Origin of the sequence: Sutterella wadsworthensis, from assembly GCF_003315195.1 — a bacterium.
GTDB lineage: Bacteria > Pseudomonadota > Gammaproteobacteria > Burkholderiales > Burkholderiaceae_F > Sutterella > Sutterella wadsworthensis.
Map to the genome: position 1 here is coordinate 144,239 of NZ_QNRV01000002.1, position 17,852 is coordinate 162,090.

18 protein-coding genes and 4 tRNA genes are annotated in these 17,852 nt (G+C 52.7%); 14 read left to right on the top strand and 8 right to left on the bottom strand.

What is annotated here, in order from left to right:
* Window positions 1–18: 18 nt before the first annotated feature.
* Window positions 19–255, bottom strand: a complete 237-nt coding sequence (locus DES29_RS01825) for a chaperone NapD (RefSeq protein WP_016475350.1) — start codon at window positions 253–255, stop codon at window positions 19–21.
* Window positions 256–393: 138 nt separating this feature from the next.
* Window positions 394–1,614, bottom strand: coding sequence for a tetracycline resistance MFS efflux pump (locus DES29_RS01830; protein ID WP_005431556.1), 1,221 nt, complete (start codon window positions 1,612–1,614; stop codon window positions 394–396).
* Window positions 1,615–1,927: 313 nt separating this feature from the next.
* Here DES29_RS01830 and sstT point away from each other — a divergent pair, with 313 nt between their 5' ends.
* Window positions 1,928–3,169 (top strand): serine/threonine transporter SstT, encoded by a 1,242-nt coding sequence (sstT, locus tag DES29_RS01835; protein ID WP_005431557.1) that lies wholly within the window; start codon window positions 1,928–1,930, stop codon window positions 3,167–3,169.
* 147 nt (window positions 3,170–3,316) lie between these two features.
* A complete protein-coding gene (gene recQ / locus DES29_RS01840; protein ID WP_005431559.1) occupies window positions 3,317–5,146 on the top strand; it encodes a DNA helicase RecQ in 1,830 nt (609 codons plus the stop codon).
* A 3-nt stretch (window positions 5,147–5,149) separates the two neighbouring features.
* On the opposite strand, the gene DES29_RS01845 is transcribed toward recQ, so the two are convergent.
* The 5 genes from DES29_RS01845 to folE2 all read right to left on the bottom strand — a co-directional run bounded on the left by DES29_RS01845 (window position 5,150) and on the right by folE2 (window position 9,865).
* Window positions 5,150–5,923 (bottom strand): SDR family oxidoreductase, encoded by a 774-nt coding sequence (locus tag DES29_RS01845; protein WP_016475352.1) that lies wholly within the window; start codon window positions 5,921–5,923, stop codon window positions 5,150–5,152.
* Between the two features lie 83 nt (window positions 5,924–6,006).
* Entirely contained in the window at window positions 6,007–6,648 is a 642-nt protein-coding gene (locus tag DES29_RS01850; RefSeq protein ID WP_016475353.1) for a thiol:disulfide interchange protein DsbA/DsbL, read from the bottom strand.
* A gap of 53 nt (window positions 6,649–6,701) precedes the next feature.
* Complete coding sequence (locus DES29_RS01855) at window positions 6,702–7,247, bottom strand: SPOR domain-containing protein (protein WP_021994777.1); 546 nt, start codon at window positions 7,245–7,247, stop codon at window positions 6,702–6,704.
* Between the two features lie 17 nt (window positions 7,248–7,264).
* Window positions 7,265–9,025 carry an arginine--tRNA ligase gene (argS, locus tag DES29_RS01860; protein WP_021994778.1) on the bottom strand — a complete coding sequence of 587 codons (1,761 nt, stop codon included), beginning with the start codon at window positions 9,023–9,025 and terminating at the stop codon, window positions 7,265–7,267.
* A gap of 33 nt (window positions 9,026–9,058) precedes the next feature.
* On the bottom strand, window positions 9,059–9,865 hold the full coding sequence (gene folE2, locus DES29_RS01865) for a GTP cyclohydrolase FolE2 (protein WP_005431565.1): 807 nt from the start codon (window positions 9,863–9,865) through the stop codon (window positions 9,059–9,061).
* A gap of 291 nt (window positions 9,866–10,156) precedes the next feature.
* Between folE2 and DES29_RS01870 the strand changes: the two genes are divergently transcribed.
* A complete protein-coding gene (locus tag DES29_RS01870; RefSeq protein ID WP_016475356.1) occupies window positions 10,157–10,582 on the top strand; it encodes a hypothetical protein in 426 nt (141 codons plus the stop codon).
* Between the two features lie 43 nt (window positions 10,583–10,625).
* Here DES29_RS01870 and cls read toward each other — a convergent pair whose 3' ends face one another.
* Window positions 10,626–12,092, bottom strand: coding sequence for a cardiolipin synthase (gene cls / locus DES29_RS01875; protein WP_005431568.1), 1,467 nt, complete (start codon window positions 12,090–12,092; stop codon window positions 10,626–10,628).
* A gap of 123 nt (window positions 12,093–12,215) precedes the next feature.
* Between cls and DES29_RS01880 the strand changes: the two genes are divergently transcribed.
* The 11 genes from DES29_RS01880 (at window position 12,216) to rplL (ending at window position 17,652) form a co-directional block, all read left to right on the top strand.
* Window positions 12,216–12,301, top strand: a tRNA-Tyr gene (locus tag DES29_RS01880).
* A gap of 67 nt (window positions 12,302–12,368) precedes the next feature.
* Window positions 12,369–12,442: transfer RNA gene (locus DES29_RS01885), tRNA-Gly, on the top strand.
* Between the two features lie 7 nt (window positions 12,443–12,449).
* Window positions 12,450–12,524, top strand: a tRNA-Thr gene (locus tag DES29_RS01890).
* Window positions 12,525–12,587: 63 nt separating this feature from the next.
* Complete coding sequence (gene tuf, locus DES29_RS01895; RefSeq protein ID WP_016475357.1) at window positions 12,588–13,778, top strand: elongation factor Tu; 1,191 nt, start codon at window positions 12,588–12,590, stop codon at window positions 13,776–13,778.
* 36 nt (window positions 13,779–13,814) lie between these two features.
* A tRNA-Trp gene (locus DES29_RS01900) sits at window positions 13,815–13,890 on the top strand.
* Between the two features lie 170 nt (window positions 13,891–14,060).
* Window positions 14,061–14,444 carry a preprotein translocase subunit SecE gene (gene secE, locus DES29_RS01905; protein ID WP_005431573.1) on the top strand — a complete coding sequence of 128 codons (384 nt, stop codon included), beginning with the start codon at window positions 14,061–14,063 and terminating at the stop codon, window positions 14,442–14,444.
* A gap of 16 nt (window positions 14,445–14,460) precedes the next feature.
* Window positions 14,461–15,000: a transcription termination/antitermination protein NusG gene (nusG, locus tag DES29_RS01910; protein ID WP_005431575.1), complete on the top strand. Its 540-nt coding sequence runs from the start codon at window positions 14,461–14,463 to the stop codon at window positions 14,998–15,000.
* A gap of 131 nt (window positions 15,001–15,131) precedes the next feature.
* Window positions 15,132–15,563 carry a 50S ribosomal protein L11 gene (rplK, locus tag DES29_RS01915; RefSeq protein ID WP_005431577.1) on the top strand — a complete coding sequence of 144 codons (432 nt, stop codon included), beginning with the start codon at window positions 15,132–15,134 and terminating at the stop codon, window positions 15,561–15,563.
* Entirely contained in the window at window positions 15,564–16,259 is a 696-nt protein-coding gene (gene rplA / locus DES29_RS01920; RefSeq protein WP_005431579.1) for a 50S ribosomal protein L1, read from the top strand.
* A 436-nt stretch (window positions 16,260–16,695) separates the two neighbouring features.
* Window positions 16,696–17,226 (top strand): 50S ribosomal protein L10, encoded by a 531-nt coding sequence (rplJ, locus tag DES29_RS01925; protein WP_021994656.1) that lies wholly within the window; start codon window positions 16,696–16,698, stop codon window positions 17,224–17,226.
* A gap of 48 nt (window positions 17,227–17,274) precedes the next feature.
* Complete coding sequence (gene rplL, locus DES29_RS01930; RefSeq protein ID WP_005431583.1) at window positions 17,275–17,652, top strand: 50S ribosomal protein L7/L12; 378 nt, start codon at window positions 17,275–17,277, stop codon at window positions 17,650–17,652.
* Window positions 17,653–17,852 lie beyond the last annotated feature (200 nt).

The following is a 17,852-nucleotide window of genomic DNA, read 5'->3' on the forward strand; positions in this document are numbered from 1 at the left end:
TGTCGCAACTGAAGAGACTTATGCAAGATCGAGTCGATGTTCAATCAGACTGACATCATTGACGCCGTCAAGCTCTGCAACGCGATGGAAGAGACGGACTTCGTCATCTGTCGTCGGCGCTTCAATCGTGCAGATAAGCCGATCGGAATCGGGGTCGGAGATATGAGCTTCGACGCCTTCAATACGATTGATGGCTGTAATGACGTCCTGGAGACGACCTGGAAGCGCGATAACAAGAATGGCGGAATAGTTCATAGGGGTCGACGAGGAAAGTGTTTGTGGATGAGAGTCAATCCTCAATACTTATTCTCGAACCGACGCTCTGGAAGAACTAGCTCCCGAAGCGGAGAAGCACTCGAAAGTGGAGCATCCCAAAATGGAGGGAAAACGTACCTATTGTTGGTTGTCTGTAATGGCTTTCCCGATGCCAAGGCGTTGTGAAAGGAGTAAAGCAGCCGCTACTAAAAATGCGGCAAGGAAATACGGTGTGCCTGCTGCAATATCGTTTGGTGCATTCTGCGTCGTGCAGAAAAGAAGTGGAGTGCCGATTACCGGGCTTACCGCTCCTGTAAAGCTATTGAGAGAACTAGCCGCTCCTAAGCGGATCCCTTGAGTTGTACGTGACCCCGTGCGGCTGATGATGCTTTGCAATGTGGGACCGACTATGCCCATGAAGGCAAATGCGGCGAGCAATATGAGAGCGGGTCCTCCCGTAGGAGAAAGGCCAATGCCGAGGAGTGCTGTAAGGCCAATCAGAAGCCCTCCCGTAATGAGATGCCCAGCAGAAAAGTGATTGGTAAGTCGCGGAAGCAGCCATCCCTGGGTAAAGGTGATTGCCGCACCAAGAAGAAAAATGGAGAAACCAATGGTACGTGGTGTCCACCCATAGCGAAATTCTGTATAGAGCGCCCAGGTGCATTGCACGAGACTCTGCGAGAGCGTGTAGAGCGTAATGACAAGCAAAATTGGCAGAACAACAGGCTCACGTGAAAGTGCGGAAAGCGAGGCGAAAGGATTGGCGTGAGCCAGCGAAAATGGTGCTTCAGACGGCTCTCTTAGACTTTCCGGTAATACGAAGAGCCCGTAGAAAAAATTGATGATGCAGATCACGCCAGCACAGAGAAACGGAATGCGGGGATCTACTTCGCCGAGCATGCCACCCAGTGCTGGGCCAAGAATAAAAGCGATACCGAATATTGCACCGATGCGCCCAAAAGCAGCGACGCGCTTGGATGCCTCTGTGACGTCTGCAATGTAAGCTTGAGCGACGACAATATTGGAACTCATGATGCCGCCCACGAGCCGTGACGCAAGAATAAGCCACAGGGAGTCGGTGAATGCCGGCACGAACATCATGACGGCCAGTCCTAAGATTCCAGTCAAGAGCACCGGACGGCGGCCAATGCGGTCGGAGAGAGCGCCGATAGCTGGCGCGCTTAAGAACTGCATGAGTCCGTAACTCACCATAATCGAGCCGTACCATGAAGTCTGAGCATCGGCATTGGCTGCTAGTGTGCCAATTAGCCTTGGAAGCACCGGGATAATGAGTCCGATGCCGAGAGCGTCAAGGAAGACGCAGGCGAGTATGAAACCTACGGCGGGCAATCGGGACATGGATGAGCGAACGTGAATCAAGATAGTGGGTAACCATAATAACGGTCGGAGGCCATGCACGCGAATGCGATTTCCAGACGGAGAGAGGTCTGCAAATTATTGCCTAGCTAAATTAATGCAAATCATATTTACGCGCTTTGATGAGGGTATATGTCGACTGATGTCCGCAGTACAACTTAGGTTCAGACTGCCGAGTAGCAGGAAGAATTGCTAGTGTTAAGCGACGCAGGAGGTGAAATGCCTCTCTTTGGTGCGGTTGCATGTAGCCACCATTCATTACAAAAAATCAAAAGTCCTCGGAGCCTTCTTTACTATGAAGCGAGTCTTTAAATTTGCGATGCCTTTCCTTCAGGCATCGCTCGTCAAGCAGATTCTCGTCGGCCTAATACTAGGCATGGCGCTCGGCCTCACTTTTCCCGATGCTGCCAAGTCTGTGGGCTTTTTGGGAACAGTGTTTGTTATGGCCTTGAAAGGGGTCGCACCGATCCTCGTTTTTGTGCTAGTGATGTCCTCTATTGCTAATCAGAGTGATATCAGCCAAGGCAATATGCACGTCAAGCCGATTATCGTTCTCTACTTAGTGGGAACATTTCTCGCTGCAGTTATCGCAGTTGGCGCGAGCTTTTTGTGGCCGACAGAAATCACGCTGCAGGCTGCGCAGGATACTGTTGCAACTCCGGGTGGCATTGCTGAGGTATTCGGTAACTTGATACTTCAGGCCGTCGATAATCCCGTGCATGCTATCGCTAGTGGCAACTACATCAGTATCCTCGTGTGGGCTATCGCCATGGGGGCTGTATTGCGTCAGTCGCATAGCTCAACGCGTGAAGTTCTGCTTGATGCCGCTAAAACAGTGGAATTTATTGTTCGCTTGGTGATTCGTTTCGCCCCCTTTGGCATCTTCGGCATTGTCGCCTCTACGCTTGCTACGACGGGTCTTGAAGTTTTTGCGGGATATCTCAAGCTGCTTGCCGTTTTGGTCGGCACAATGTTCTTTATTGCCCTTGTGGTCAATCCGATCCTGGTTTGGCTGATGATCCGTCGCAACCCATATCCCTACACGCTGATGACGTTGCGCGAATCGGGCGTGGCGGCTTTCTTCACGCGTTCGTCTGCGGCAAATATCCCGGTTAATCTCGAAATCTGCCGGCGGCTGAATTTGCCAGAATCAACTTATTCGATTTCGATTCCTGTAGGCGCTACGGTGAACATGCAGGGTGCTGCCATCACGATTACGGTGCTGACGCTCGCTGCAGCCTTCTCTTTGGATGTACAAGTGAGTACCGCTACGGCGATCTTCCTTTCGTTTGTAGCTGCGCTCTGTGCGTGTGGCGCCTCCGGTGTTCCCGGTGGGTCGCTGATGCTGATCCCGCTTGCTTGCGGTCTTTTCGGCATTGATCAGAACACCGCTATGCAGGTAGTTGCTGTCGGTTTCATCATTGGCGTGGTTCAAGATTCATGCGAAACGGCGTTGAATTCGTCAGCGGATGCACTCTTTACGATTGCAGCTTGCAAGCGGGCTGATCGCCTCGCAGGAAAAGATATTTCGGATTAAACCAAATGACCGTGCAGGACGTCTGATTGGACTGCCTGAGCTTGTTTGAGTCTGCCCTGTGGGGAAGACGACAGACGTCGTCTCCCGCACGGGGCTTTCTCTTTTAGAATTCAAATTTTTCTTGTCCTTACAGACTTCACTGTTTCCATGCACCGCTATTCGTCACCCAAGGAAGCGCTTAAGCAGGTTTTCGGTTACGACGCCTTCCGCGGCTTCCAAGAAGAAGTCGTGCGCGCTGTGGTTCGTGGCGAGGACGTTTTAGTGTTGATGCCGACAGGTGGCGGCAAGAGTCTCTGTTATCAAATACCTGCACTATTGCGCGACGGTGTGGCAGTGGTGGTATCGCCCTTGATTGCGCTCATGCAGGATCAGGTGGATGCTTTGGAAGAGCTTGGCGTCAGTGCGGCGTACCTGAACTCGACATTGACACCGGAAGCTGCTGCGGATGTTCGCAGAAGGCTGCGTTGCGGTGAGCTTGATCTGCTTTATGTTGCGCCGGAAAGACTACTAATGTCGTCTATGCAGGCTCTGCTCAGCGAAGTGAAAATATCGCTTTTTGCGATTGATGAGGCGCACTGCGTAAGCATCTGGGGGCATGATTTTCGGCCGGAATATGGAGCGCTTTCTATATTGCGGGAACACTTTCCCAATGTGCCGAGAATTGCACTCACGGCAACAGCTGATCCCAAAACGCGCGAGGAAATTGTTAACAAACTTTTAGTGCATCCCAAAGAGTTTGTGGCAAGTTTTGATCGACCGAATATTTTTTATCGTATCGTTGATAAAAAAAATGTTCGTTCACAGCTCGCGCAATTCATTAAGACAGAGCATCCAGGGGAGTGCGGCGTTGTTTACTGCATTGCTCGACAAACATGCGAATCCATTTGCGAATATCTCTGCAGTAAAGGCATTCATGCGCTCTTTTACCATGCCGGTCTTTCGAATGAGGAGCGAGCTGAGCGACTTGCTGCATTCCAACGCGAAGATGATATCGTGATGGTGGCGACAATTGCTTTTGGTATGGGTATTGACAAACCCAATGTGCGCTTTGTTGCGCATGCGGATATGCCGAAATCCATTGAAGGATATTTTCAGGAAACAGGACGAGCTGGTCGTGATGGATTGCCATCCGATGCATGGATGGCCTACGGGCTTGCGGATGTGGTTAATCAGCGCTATTTCATTGACAAAAGTGGCGCGGATGACCTTCATAAGCAGATTGAAACCGAAAAATTGGATGCAATGTTGGGTTTAGCTGAAGCCTGTACTTGCCGTCGCGTTCAATTGCTAGCCTATTTTGGTGAAAAAAGTACGCCTTGCGGAAACTGCGACAACTGTGTGGATCCGCCACAGATGATGGATGCAACGATTGCCGCCAAAATGATCATCAGCTGTATTTGGCGTATTCAGCAAAAATCCAATATGAGTTTCGGCACTTTGCACGTAATCAAAGTCCTTTTAGGCGAGAGCACCGAAAGTACAAAACGTCATGATCATGAAGCGCTTTCAACCTGGGGAATTGGGAAAGAGCTGACTCTTGAACAGTGGCGCAGTGTCATGCGTCAGTTAATTGCACGCCATGTTTTGTGGATTGATTCAGCTAATCACAATGTAGTGCGCTTAGGAGCGTTGGCCAACAATGTGCTTCGCGGCGCAATGAAAATTGAAGTGCGCCGTACAGTAATGGCGAAAGCACAGAAACAGTCGAGGTTTTCGTCTCCCGAACGTGATGAAATGCTCGCACAGCTTTCGGTCCAGGAGCGCCAGATTTTTGAGGCGCTCCGTGTTTGGCGGCGTGATCTAGCGAAGGAGTTGGGTAAGCCGCCTTATGTACTCTTCATTGACCGCACGCTTGTGGCAATAGCAAAGTTAAAACCAGCCTGTATTGACGATCTGCTAGGAATACCCGGTGTGGGGCGCCGCAAAGTCGAGCGTTATGCAGATAGCATTCTGGAGATAGTCGGCAACGAACTTTAAAAATTACTGAGCTGTTGTGCGGGGTTTTTGCTTGCGGTTGGCGAGGATTTTGTCCCACAAGCCGTCCGGTACGCAGCGCATAATTTTGGCAAGCACCCCCATTTGCCAAGGGATTACACGATAGCGGGCGCGAGCTGTAATGGCTTCGACAGCTTCACGTGCAAAATCCTCGGGTTCCATAATGAACGGCATCTTATAAGGATTCTCGGCAGTGAGCGGAGTACGGACGAAACCTGGACAGATGGTTGATACGCGAATGCCGTATTTCTGCATTTCAACCCGAAGGCTTTCGCAATATGTAATGACAGCGGATTTGCTTGCACAATACGCTTCAGAACCGGGAAGACCGCGGATGCCGGCGACAGATCCTATGCCTACGAGTTGACCATTGCCCCTAGCTTTCATAGGGCCAATAAAGGCATGAAAGGTATAGGCCATGGCGAAGACATTAAGGCGGTAGATGTCTTCGAGCATATCAAGATCTTCAAGGTATTCCGTTTTGACACCGTGAGACATGCCGGCGTTGGCGATCACTACAGTAGTGCCACCGGAAAGTCGCTCAAACTCTTCAGCCGCCGCAAAAACCTCTTCACGAACAGTGACGTCGCAAGGGAGAACAATGTTTCGGTCTCGTCCTCCCGGGAGTGCATCCGCTAAGGCCTCAAGTTTGTCGCGGTTACGGGCGACGAGTCCGACGACGGCGCCACGGGATGCGTATTGGCGAGCCAAAGCGGCACCGATGCCTGTAGATGCGCCGGTAATGAAGACATTGAGCACAGGAAATCTCCGAGTGGGTAATGCAGATATGCAAAGGCGCCCCAAGCATAAAGCCTGCGGGCGCCTCAGGCATAAAGGTCTCGTTACTTGCGCTGAGCGCGAACTTGTTCAATCAAGTAGTCGATGCAGGCAGGTGTGCCTTCACGAGTACCAACCAGATGTGGGCCAGTCGCATAGATACCGCCTACGCCAATCATCGGCGTACTGTCAATTTGGTAAGCATTCCAAAGCTGGCGAGCTTGACGAGTCTTATTCATCACGCTGAAGGAGCGCATCGTTTGTTCCCACTTTTGACGGTCAACGCCGGCCTTGGCCATGAAATCAGAGATGTCGGCCGAGGGGTTTTCAAAATTGTAGGGATGTTCTTGATAGATGACGCTTTCAAAAAACGGCATGGAAAGCTTATCAACAAGGCCAAGGGCTTCGAGAGAGAAGTAGGTCTGAGTGAAAGGATCAAGCTTGGGCTGCCAAGCAACAGGGCAGATGCGGATGGCAACATCAGCAGGGGCTGTTTTGGCCCACTTCGCGAAATGCGGTTCAAACTGCAGACAGTGTGAGCAGGTATAGGCGAAAAAGAGCACAACTTCAATCTTGTCCCGACTGGTGGGAGCCGAAGGCGTGACGACCAGATATTCCTTTCCGGCAGTAAAGCTTTGAGCGGCAAAAAGCTGGCCCGAGAGCGGGAGCGCTGCTGCGCCCAGCACAAATTGACGACGAGTAATCATGGTGGAATGTTTTCCTTTTAAAAAACGCTGTCCTGAGCGGAGCAGGCAAGCGGTTATTTCTGCTCAACGATGGTGGGTGAGAGACCTTGATCGGTAAGCCTGTCGAGCATTTCACGGGCATCTGGACGGCTATCGAACGGTCCGACGCGCACACGCCAACCTGCAGGTCCGCCTTCTTGTACTTGTGCAATGATGCCTTGCATACCCAGGGCTGCCGAACTATTTATGGCATCAGTCTTCTGACGAAAAGCCCCTACCTGAACCCAAAAAGTAGCTGCAGGAGTTGCTGCTCGGGTATTCGCTGTGGGTGGGGTGGCGGACTTCAATTTTGGATCTTTATCGACGACGGTTACGGTCTGTACACGTCCCGTTTCTCCTGTTGGTTCCTCGCCTGCAGTTTGATTGAGCCTTGCATTAGGATCTACTGCGCCGGCTAGTTTGGCGGCGGGGTCGACATCCGCGGTAACTTTGTCGACTTTGTCAACGAAAGGGACGGGACTTTTCGCAATCACGAGCATGGCGCCGGCGGCAACGCCGAGGCCGGTTACCACCCCGATTAAGAACCCGGCGAAGCCGGAGGCGAATCCGCTTTTTGCCATCTCGAACTCCGTATTAATTATTGAGCATCCGCCTCGTCATCGCGGCGAGCCATGCGTTCAGGGGCGGAAATGCCAAGCAACGCCAAGCCATTGGCAAGCACCTGACGCGCTGCGGCGAGAAGGGCCAGACGGGCATTGCGTTCGACAGCATCATCCACTAATACGCGTTCGGCATTGTAGAAGGCGTGGAAGGCTGCAGCGAGGTCCTTCAGGTAGTAGCAAAGGATATGCGGAGCATGGTCGCGAGCGGCGAGACGCAACGTATTGGGGTATTCGGCAACGGCACCAATCAATGCTTCGGCGGCTTTCGAATTTAAGGGGGAGAGATCCATTGTGGCGAGCGCTTCACGGTTCGGAATTTCGTAGCCCTGCTCAAGAGCGTTGGCAAAAACGGAACAGATGCGCGCATGGGCGTACTGCAGATAGTAGACGGGATTTTCGTCACTGTTTTTCTTGGCAAGATCAACGTCGAAAACGAATTCAGCATCAGCCTTGCGGGAAACGAGGAAAAAGCGAGCAGCATCCCGCCCTGCCCAGTCGACCAAGTCACGCAGCGTCACATAATTGCCAGAGCGTTTGCTCATTTTGACGACTTCGCCACCCTTCACAACGGAGAGCATCTTATGGAGGATGTATTCTGGAAAGGTCTTCGGGATAGTGACCCCAAGAGTCTTGGAAGCGGCCTGCAGGCCAGCACGAACTCGAGCAATAGTGCCATGGTGGTCGGTGCCCTGAATATTCACGGCCTTGGTGTAGCCGCGGCTAAATTTATTCAGGTGGTAGGCGACGTCTGGTACGAAGTAGGTGTAGGTGCCGTCGGACTTCTTCATTACGCGATCTTTGTCATCGCGAAGGCCATTGCCGAGATCTTCGAATGCAGTCGTGCGCAACCATAACGCGTTGTCGGCTTCATAGGTGTAGCCCGCATCAATGATTGCCTGAACCGTTTTTTGTACGGCCCCGGTGGTGTATAGCGAAGACTCCAGAAAGAAATTATCGAAGCGAACGCCTAAGGCAGAAAGATCGTCATCTTGCTCATTGCGCAGATAGGCGACGGAATAGCGGCGTATCAGATCAGTATCACCGTAGTCTCCGGTGGATTCAATAGGCTCGCCGCCGTGCGGAATGACGGGTTTTTTATCCAGAAAATCGCGTGCGATAGAGACGATGTATTCGCCGTGATAGGCGTTTTCTGGAAGCTCCAGAGATTCGCCTTGCAGCTGACGGCAGCGGACCTGTACAGACATGGCGAGATTGCCAATCTGCACACCGGCGTCGTTGTAATAGAACTCACGCGAAACTTTCCAGCCTTGACTGTCAAGGAGATTGGCGAGGACATCACCTAACGCACCTTGACGAGCATGACCGAGATGCAGCGGTCCTGTGGGGTTGGCGGAAACATACTCGAGCAACACCGACTTTCCGGCAAACTCGTTGCTGCGGCCAAACTTTTCACCCTCCTGAAGCACCTGACTCACTATTGCTGCACGAGCATTTTGAGCCACGCGGAAATTAATGAACCCAGGGCCAGCAATTTCTACAGTTTCCAGCAGTGCCGCGAATGCTTCATCAGCTTTCATCTCAGCAACAAGCGTTTCAGCGATTGCGCGGGGATTTTGCTTCAGACGGCGCGCAAGCTGCATCGCTACGGTACAGGCAACATCGCCGTGTGTCGGATCTTTGGGTTTTTCGAGCTGTGGGACAACGTCCGCAACATCGAGAGCTGCGAGTGCTCGGACGATGAGGTTTTGAATGGCGTCTTTTTGTTGATCAAGCATGTTTCTTTACTCGTCTGAGGGTGAAGTGGCGGATCAGTTGGTCTTTGTACGCTTATCGTGTTCGATCCAGGCATAGGCAGAGTGATTGTGAATCGATTCAAAATTTTCCGACTCAACACGATAAGCCGTTACCCGCGAATCCTTATTGAGTGATTCAGCCATGTCCCGAACAATATCTTCAACGAATTTCGGGTTGTCGTAGGCGTATTCGGTAACAAACTTTTCATCTGCGCGCTTCAGCCGAGCCCAAAGAGGCGCTGACCCGGCAGCCTCTGAAAGCGCAATCTGTTCTCTGAGACTCATGGGACTGGCCAGAACAATAGAGCTTGTCAGGCGGGAGCGCTGATTGTGAGCGCCGTAGCGAGAAATTTCCTTCGAACAAGGACAAAGACTCGTTACTGGGGTGATGGTTTCCTGCCGCAGTTCAAATGCAGCTGGTGAAATAGTAGCCGTCCAAGCACATTCGTAATTCATTACGCTTTCGAGTCGGCTGATCGGCGCTGCTTTGCGCAGAAAGAACGGGAAGCGAATTTCGAAGGTGCCTTCTTGAGCCTGTAGTTCAGCGAGCATTGCTCGAATCGTAGACTGAACGACTTCGATTGTATATGGCTCGGTTTGAGCTTCCAGAATGCCAATGAAGCGCGACATGTGGGTGCCGCGGTGATCGGGTGGAAGGGCTACTGACATCGTGAGCCTTGCCACTGTGTGCTGCACATCAGCCTCATCAGCAACGGTAACGGGGAGTTCAACTCCGCGAACGCCGACACGATTGATGCGGATATTTCGAGGATCACCGGAAGATTGAATATCCGGCAAGGAATTGGTTTGTGGAGCTTCCATATCTAGGCGAGGCCACTGAAACGACGATGAACTCAGGCAGCCGGTACGCTTTTAGAAAAGTCAATTATCTTAACTGAACGGAGGGATGCCCGAGTCTTCTCATGGCCGTTCTCGTTCAGTAAAGTGGAAACTATTGCTTGCATAATGACGCAAGGAAGGACAGATCTAGTCCCCATATAGTAGAAACAGCGCCAAGCGCTTTTGTTCTGCGGATCGATATACTTTTCTAATAGTAGATTCAGCATAGAGCTTCCAACAGACCCTAAAGAGCTCCCGAAGGAGATAGGCCGTATGCCAATGTTCATTTTCCCGCAGCCGGGCGGCAGCCCACTTTTGAGCCTGCTTGTAGGGCTAGCAGCAATTGCCATCGTTATCGGCTTGATCATTTTTTTCCTGCCGCTGATTGCTGGGATTTTCCTCGCAGCCGTTGTGTTGATTGGCGCGGTCATCCTGTGGGGTTGGATTAAGCGCAAATTTGGGTTGGAAAGCTCTGATGAACGGCGTTTCCGCGAGGCTATGGAGGCAGCACAACGCACTGCCCGAGAACAATTCCGCAGCGGGATGAAGCCGTCGGGAACGGTTTATGAACGTGAAGAGGTTCTCGTAACAAAAATCGGACAGCCGCAACGCCGACGCATGCAGGATGTGGAAGACATTGAAGAAAATCCGCCGCAGCCCAACGAAAAAGAGACTCACGGCGGGAAGCCCAACGCTTAACAGGTATCTGAATGGGAAAGCGCCGGTTGCGGCGCCTTTCCATTTATAGAAGCGGTGAGATGAGGTAAGCCGCCCCTTCTTTAAGTCGGTTTGAAAGCGGGCGTTGACGCCACTCTTGTGGTGAAACCTCGATGCACTTAGCTTCATAAGTGCGGTGAAGCTGCTTCAAGGAAGCGACGAACTCGTCGTCAAAAATCACCATCATCAACTCAAAGTTGAGATGCAGTGACCGATTGTCGATGTTGAGTGTGCCAAAGACGGCGAATTCATCGTCAACAACAATAGATTTGGTATGTAGCAGCCCGCCTTGATAGCGCAGGATTCTGATGCCGCCTTGAAGCAGATCGTCAAAATAGCGCCGCATTGCCCAATTGACAAATGCATTGTCAGCTTCGATGGGAACGATGAGCCTGACGTCTACTCCACGTAGCGCAGCGTTGAGGAGCGCAGATACTACGGATTCGGTCGGAATGAAATAGGGCGTAGTAATGGAGAGGCTGTGTTCGGCATGACTAATCGTTTCGAGGATGAGCAGTAAGTTGCGGTCGCCGCTTTGATATGGTCCTGAGGGAACAGCAACCAGGGTGGCAGATCCCATTGATGGAATGCGCATCTGTGAAAAGTCACCATCAAAATCTAATGGAGTCCCGTCAGGCTGAAGCGCCCAGTCAAATCTCCAGACGGCTTCAAGCATTTTTGCGCCAGGCCCCTCAATCCGTACCATGGCATCAATCCAGGATCCGATGACTTTGGCTTCGGCATAACTATGAGGTTCGATCATGTTGAAGCTTCCCGTATAGGCGATGCTTCCATCGATGACAACTGTTTTGCGATGAAGACGTATATCGGCGCGCTGAAGATCGAAGAGCTGAAGCAACCTCATCGGCATGGCAGAAGCAATCTCAACGCCAGCAGCTTCAAGGTCTCGTCGAGCATTCGAGCGCAAAAAGTTTCGAGAGCCAAAGTCATCAACCAATAGCCGCACGGATACTCCGCGGCGTCTGGCAGCAAAAAGAGCGTCAATTATGACGTCAACGGATCCGCCTTCCTCCCAGATATAGAACTCCATTTCGATGGAGTAGCGCGCGTTTTGAATGTCTTTTTGAAGAGCTGCGATGGTTTCAGCTGCAGAGGCCTTCAGACTAACGGCAGAACCGCCCATGACCGGCATGCCGGCTAATTTGGAGGCTAAATGGATGTAAGTGCGGTGACGCACGAGATGATAGGGCAGAGGGCCTAGCGGAGGGCTTCGGACCTGAGACAACCTGCCCCAGTAATGTGTTGCGTGGCGTAAAAGCCGTGCACGCAGACGACCGATGGGGCGCTCTCCCAGCATCAGATAAAGGAAGAAGCCGACATAAGGCAACACTACCGTGAGCAGAATCCAGGCAAATGAAGAACCCGGAGGATGCCGAGTCAAGATGACGCGGATCACAACGCTCACAACAATGAAGAACTGCACCGCCATCAGCAATATGCTGATTAGCGAGAGATTGTCAAAAACTGGCATTGAAGAGTGTGTTAATCAACGTTGAACCATCATGGTAGGCGACCTGATACCTCTTTGCGGGATTTTTATCTGTAACTCTTGACAGCTTACTGTCTTTCAGTAATAATTTCATTCTCTCGCGACGGAGGGGTGCCCGAGTGGCTAAAGGGGGCAGACTGTAAATCTGTTGGCTTACGCCTACGATGGTTCGAATCCATCCCCCTCCACCAGCGATACTGCTGCAGCAATTCAGCAGGAAAGTTCCGCGGGGCGGAATGATATAGTCCTCGAACTTGAGCGGGTGTAGCTCAATGGTAGAGCTGGGGCCTTCCAAGCCTCCGACGAGGGTTCGATTCCCTTCACCCGCTCCAGATCCTTGCCCATGTGGCTCAGTGGTAGAGCACTCCCTTGGTAAGGGAGAGGTCATGCGTTCGATCCGCATCATGGGCACCAGAATTCCTTAATACGTCCAATCTGATCCGAGTTAATCGGATTTTTTGTTCTTCAGGAGCCACCATGGCCAAGGAAAAATTTGAGCGTACGAAGCCGCACGTGAACGTTGGCACGATTGGTCACGTTGACCATGGCAAGACCACGCTGACGGCAGCCATCTGCACGACGCTCGCGAAGCACTTCGGCGGTGAAGCCAAGGCTTACGATCAGATCGACGCGGCCCCGGAAGAAAAGGCTCGCGGCATCACGATCAACACCGCTCACGTCGAATACGAAACGGCAAATCGTCACTATGCGCACGTTGACTGCCCGGGCCACGCTGACTACGTGAAGAACATGATTACGGGTGCTGCTCAGATGGACGGCGCGATCCTGGTCGTGTCTGCCGCTGACGGCCCGATGCCCCAGACCCGCGAGCACATTCTGCTTGCCCGTCAGGTTGGCGTTCCCTACATCATCGTCTACCTGAACAAGTGCGACATGGTCGACGACGAAGAGCTGCTCGAACTCGTTGAAATGGAAGTTCGCGAACTGCTCTCGAAGTACGACTTCCCGGGTGATGACATTCCCATCATCAAGGGTTCGGCCAAGCTCGCCCTTGAAGGCGACCAGAGCCCGATCGGCGAACCGTCGATTCTCAAGCTTGCCGAAACGCTTGACACGTACATTCCGACGCCGGAACGTGCTGTTGATCAGCCGTTCCTTATGCCGATCGAAGACGTGTTCTCGATTTCCGGCCGCGGTACGGTGGTGACGGGTCGTGTTGAACGCGGCGTGATCAAGGTTGGCGACGAAATTGAAATCGTGGGCATCAAGCCGACGACGAAGACGACCTGCACGGGCGTTGAAATGTTCCGCAAGCTGCTCGATCAGGGTCAGGCTGGCGACAACGTTGGTATTCTGCTTCGCGGCACGAAGCGTGAAGAAGTTGAGCGCGGTCAGGTTCTGGCCAAGCCGGGTTCGATCACGCCGCACACCCACTTCAAGGGTGAGGTGTACGTTCTGACGAAGGATGAAGGCGGCCGTCATACCCCGTTCTTCAAGGGCTATCGTCCGCAGTTCTACTTCCGTACGACGGACGTGACGGGTACGATCGAACTGCCCGAAGGCGTCGAAATGGTTATGCCTGGCGACAACATCACGATGACCGTGAAGCTGATCTGCCCGATCGCTATGGAACAGGGTCTGCGCTTCGCTATTCGTGAAGGCGGCCACACCGTCGGCGCCGGCGTCGTTGCTCAGATCCTTGAGTAACAACTAATACAGGCTGTTCGAAAGAATGGCCATGACAGGGGCATAGCTCAATCGGCAGAGCGACGGTCTCCAAAACCGTAGGTTGAGGGTTCGATTCCTTCTGCCCCTGCCAAAAATTAAAAGCCAAGCTGGGTAAAACCGCTTGGCTTTTCTCTTGGCTGGAAGAAAAGCGGAGCCAATGGGGTGCAGGGAGTTTAGTTTCCCTGTAAAATCATCTGCTATTTTTCGATTCGCCTGCCAAACGGCCCAGCTTGCCGCGAGGGTAGGTTTTTGGAACGATCCATGAGCAATCAAGAAGTTGAAACCAGCTCTAGCAAGAGCGACCTGCTGCTCGTGACCCTGGCTGCTTTGTTGGCTATTGCCGGCGTCGTAGGGTTCGCACTCCTTTCTGAAGAAGCTTTGGCAATTCGCCTTGGCGTGCTTGGCGGCGGCCTCGTGCTTGCCGTGATCATTGCGTGGTTCAGCCCATCGGGCAAGCGTTTTCTCAATTATGGACAGCAGTCCTGGGAAGAGCTTCGGCGCGTTGTATGGCCCACTCGCAAGGAAACGCTCAATACGACCGGCTTAGTAATGGCCTTCGTGGTGATTATTGCGTTTTTCCTCTTCATCTGCGACAAGCTGATTGAATGGGGGCTTTATGACGTGCTCCTGCGCATCTCTATCTAATTCAAAGGTGGACAGCATGGCTGACGGCAAAATGAATTGGTACACCCTTCATGTTTATTCCTCAATGGAAAAAAGCGTGAAGAATGCTCTCGAAGAACGTATTGCACAGAGCGGCGAGTTACGCAGCAGCTTTGGTGAAGTGCTTCTGCCGACTGAGAAAGTTCACGAAGTTCGCAATGGTCGTAAGGTCACGAGCGAACGCCGTATGTACCCGGGCTATGTCTTCATTCAGATGGAGATGAACGATGCCACGTGGCATCTGGTTAACAGCACGCCGCGGATCATTGAATTCCTTGGCAATAACAATCCCGTTCCGCTCTCTCCGACTGAGGTTGCAAATATTCTCAGCGCCGCAGAAAACAGCTCTGATAAGCCGCGTCCGAAAATTGAATTCGAGATCGGTGAGATGGTACGAATCAAGTCCGGCGCGTTTAAGGACTTTACGGGGCGCGTTGATGGCGTTGACTATGACAAGAGCCGTTTGAATGTGTTCGTGTCGATCTTCGGGCGAGATACGCTCGTCGATCTTGGATTCAACGAAGTCGAAAAGATTTAAATTTTTTGGGAAAACGACTTGCACGGCATGAATGACCGGTGTATAGTCGCGCTTCTCTGTTCTAAACCAACTGGGGAGCCTGTGAAATCTAAGGGGTTTCTGGGCGTTTGAACCCAATAGGAAAAAGCCAAATGGCAAAGAAAATCGTCGGCTTTATTAAGCTGCAGGTTCCTGCCGGTAAGGCCAATCCGGCGCCTCCTATCGGCCCGGCTCTCGGTCAGCGCGGTCTGAACATTATGGAGTTCTGCAAGGCGTTTAATGCGCGCACTCAGGGCGTGGAACCGGGTCTTCCGATTCCGGTCGTGATTACCGCTTTCGCCGATAAGAGCTTCACGTTCATCATGAAGACCCCTCCGGCCACCATTCTCATTAAGAAGGCGGCCAAGATTCAGAAGGGTTCTGCTCGTCCGCACACCGAAAAGGTGGGCAAGATCACGCGTGCTCAGGCAGAAGAAATCGCCAAGACGAAGGCTCCGGATCTGACAGCTGCTGATATGGACGCCGCTGTCCGTACGATCGCCGGTTCGGCTCGCTCGATGGGCATCGTTGTGGAGGGTCTCTAAATGGCTAAGCTTACGAAGCGCCAGCAGGCGTTCCAGGGCAAGGTGGAAGCCGGTAAGGTCTATCCCGCCGTTGAAGCGCTCAACCTCGTTCGCCAGAATGCGACTGCCAAGTTCGACGAATCCGTCGACGTTGCCATTCAGCTCGGTATTGATCCGCGCAAGTCTGATCAGGCCGTTCGCGGTGCAGTCGTCATGCCCGAAGGCACTGGCAAGACTGTTCGCGTAGCTGTGTTCACTCAGGGTGCTAAGGCTGATGAGGCTCGCGCCGCGGGTGCTGACATCGTTGGTTTTGACGATCTGGCTCACAAGGTTAAGGCTGGTGAACTCGACTTTGATGTCGTGATCGCCTCTCCGGATGCTATGCGTGTCGTTGGCCAGCTCGGTCAGATTCTTGGCCCGCGTGGTCTGATGCCGAACCCCAAGGTCGGTACGGTCACCCCGAACGTCGCTCAGGCTGTTAAGAACGCCAAGGCTGGTCAGGTTCAGTTCCGCGCCGACAAGGCCGGTATCATTCATGCTCCGATTGGCCGCGCTTCTTTCGAAGCCGAGCGTCTGCAGAAGAATCTTGCAGCGATCATCGATCAGCTCAACAAGCTCAAGCCCGCTTCCGCCAAGGGTCAGTACCTCTGCAAGGTCTCTGTCTCTTCGACGATGGGCCCGGGCGTCCGTGTTGATGCCGGCAGCATCAACGCCTAACGGTTTTTTCCAGGAGCGGCATCTCCTGCAGTGCGTGATCCGGTGTTTGTAAAAAATGTTGGATCGCGAACCTCGAAAGAGGATGCCCGGGAGGCGTAGCCTTCCGTGAGGCCGTGAGGCCTCAAGGGCTTTGGGTGGTCCCTTTCAGCGGTTTGATCTGTTGGATGGGACTGCCGTCAAAGACCGCTGGAGAGCGATCTCTGTATTGTTCTTAATTCTCTTGGTCCGCATAGGGGGTTCCTTATTGCGGTGCCGCCAAGAGGTCCAGCGCAGATGGCACCGAAGAGAGACGTTGTACATTGTGTTTCCAGGACGGCCCGCTCGTGAAGACGAGTAGCGTCCAAAGACATTAGTCATGCTCTCGGAAAGGTTGCCGATAATCGCAACCGGTGTTTTCGTCAGAAATGGCGCGAGCACCACTGAGTGGAGCCAGACCATGGGTCTCAATCGTGAAGACAAGGCGACAGTCATTGCGGAGATTTCGGAAGTTGTTTCGAATTCGTCCGCGATGGTCATCGCTGAATACCGTGGGCTGACCGTACAGGCCGTCACCAAGCTGCGCGCGGAAGCTCGCAAGAATGGTGTGACGGTGCGCGTTGTCAAGAATACGTTGGTTCGCCGCGCTGTGGAAGGCACGGGGTTTGCCGGACTTGCTGATCAGTTTACTGGTCCGCTCGTTTACGGCTTCTCCGCTGATCCTGTCGCGGTTGCCAAGGTTCTCGTCAACTTCGCCAAGGACAACGAAAAGCTCGTTATTAGGGGCGGTGCGATGGCTGACTACGTCATGGACGTTGAAGCTGTCAAGCAGCTTGCCTCGATGCCGAGCCGCGAAGAACTCCTTGCCAAGTTGATGGCTACGATGAACGAGCCTATCGCGAAGTTCGTCCGTACCCTCAACGAAGTCCCGGCGCGCTTCGTGCGTACCGTGGCCGCTGTGCGCGATGCCAAGGAACAGGCCGCTGCCTGATTCCCCAATTTTTAAACCAATTCAATACAACGTAATACGGAGCTGAAAATGGCCCTTACCAATGAAGAAATCCTTGACGCAATCGCGTCCAAGACCGTCCTCGAAATCTCTGAACTCATCAAGATGATGGAAGACAAGTTCGGTGTTTCCGCTGCTGCCGCTGCTGTCGCTGTCGCCGCTCCTGGCGCTGCTGCCGCTGCCCCGGCCGAAGAAAAGACCGAATTTGATGTGGTTCTTGAAGCCGCTGGCTCGAACAAGATCGCCACGATTAAGGCTGTTCGCGAACTGACCGGTCTTGGCCTCAAGGAAGCCAAGGACCTCGTCGAAGGCGCCCCGAAGGCTGTTAAGGAAGGCCTCCCGAAGGCTGACGCCGAAGCCGCCAAGAAGAAGCTTGAAGAAGCTGGTGCCAAGGTTGCCCTCAAGTAATTTCTTACTTGAAAAAAAATCCGGAGCTGAGCCAGAATTTCTAGCTTGGCTCTTTTCAGAGCCTCCGCAAGGAGGCTTTGATTTGATTTTCTTGATACGAATCGTGAGAAAATCAGATCAAAGTCCTTTCCTTGATGAACCTCTCGCCTATATCTCACAATCAGTAATTGCGTTGCCGCGCGGACTCAGACTCCAGATCT

Coding starts and splice junctions, on each gene's coding strand:
- DES29_RS01825 (WP_016475350.1), bottom strand. CDS start 255: ATGAACTATTCCGCCATTCTTGTTATCGCGCTTCCAGGTCGTCTCCAG.
- DES29_RS01830 (WP_005431556.1), bottom strand. CDS start 1,614: ATGTCCCGATTGCCCGCCGTAGGTTTCATACTCGCCTGCGTCTTCCTT.
- sstT (WP_005431557.1), top strand. CDS start 1,928: ATGAAGCGAGTCTTTAAATTTGCGATGCCTTTCCTTCAGGCATCGCTC.
- recQ (WP_005431559.1), top strand. CDS start 3,317: ATGCACCGCTATTCGTCACCCAAGGAAGCGCTTAAGCAGGTTTTCGGT.
- DES29_RS01850 (WP_016475353.1), bottom strand. CDS start 6,648: ATGATTACTCGTCGTCAATTTGTGCTGGGCGCAGCAGCGCTCCCGCTC.
- DES29_RS01855 (WP_021994777.1), bottom strand. CDS start 7,247: ATGGCAAAAAGCGGATTCGCCTCCGGCTTCGCCGGGTTCTTAATCGGG.
- argS (WP_021994778.1), bottom strand. CDS start 9,025: ATGCTTGATCAACAAAAAGACGCCATTCAAAACCTCATCGTCCGAGCA.
- folE2 (WP_005431565.1), bottom strand. CDS start 9,865: ATGGAAGCTCCACAAACCAATTCCTTGCCGGATATTCAATCTTCCGGT.
- DES29_RS01870 (WP_016475356.1), top strand. CDS start 10,157: ATGCCAATGTTCATTTTCCCGCAGCCGGGCGGCAGCCCACTTTTGAGC.
- cls (WP_005431568.1), bottom strand. CDS start 12,092: ATGCCAGTTTTTGACAATCTCTCGCTAATCAGCATATTGCTGATGGCG.
- tuf (WP_016475357.1), top strand. CDS start 12,588: ATGGCCAAGGAAAAATTTGAGCGTACGAAGCCGCACGTGAACGTTGGC.
- secE (WP_005431573.1), top strand. CDS start 14,061: ATGAGCAATCAAGAAGTTGAAACCAGCTCTAGCAAGAGCGACCTGCTG.
- nusG (WP_005431575.1), top strand. CDS start 14,461: ATGGCTGACGGCAAAATGAATTGGTACACCCTTCATGTTTATTCCTCA.
- rplK (WP_005431577.1), top strand. CDS start 15,132: ATGGCAAAGAAAATCGTCGGCTTTATTAAGCTGCAGGTTCCTGCCGGT.
- rplA (WP_005431579.1), top strand. CDS start 15,564: ATGGCTAAGCTTACGAAGCGCCAGCAGGCGTTCCAGGGCAAGGTGGAA.
- rplJ (WP_021994656.1), top strand. CDS start 16,696: ATGGGTCTCAATCGTGAAGACAAGGCGACAGTCATTGCGGAGATTTCG.
- rplL (WP_005431583.1), top strand. CDS start 17,275: ATGGCCCTTACCAATGAAGAAATCCTTGACGCAATCGCGTCCAAGACC.